1 protein-coding gene is annotated in these 373 nt (G+C 32.2%); it reads left to right on the forward strand.

Annotation, left to right across the window (positions count from 1 at the left end):
- Window positions 1–223: transposase (locus ACEN36_RS13090; protein ID WP_407126908.1), on the forward strand; the 223-nt coding region annotated here is incomplete at its 5' end.
- Window positions 224–373 lie beyond the last annotated feature (150 nt).

The following is a 373-nucleotide window of genomic DNA, read 5'->3' on the forward strand; positions in this document are numbered from 1 at the left end:
GCGAACATTGTGTTTTACCAATGAAACGAAAGGGTATCAGGTTTCTACTATTCGCTTATTTCTCTTTAAAATTGCTGGAAAGATAGTTCATTCCGGAAGAAGACAATACTTGAAATTAAGTAGTTACCATGTTTACCAAAAGCTATTTTATCGGATTCTACAAAAACATTCAGGTACTGCAGTGTTAGTTGCGTTTATTGCGCCATTCAAAAAAATTCGTTAACCATCCGATAGGATGAGTGCGCCCAAAATGAGGTCTTTCTTGAACTTAATCAGTTAGCAAAAATAAATTAAACCCTTTAGAAAAATATTTTTGAGAAAAAGAGCCATTGAGCATAAAACTAAACAGATAATTATAAAATTTGGTAGTTTA

This window comes from Desemzia sp. FAM 23989 (assembly GCF_045528345.1).
GTDB lineage: Bacteria > Bacillota > Bacilli > Lactobacillales > Carnobacteriaceae > Desemzia.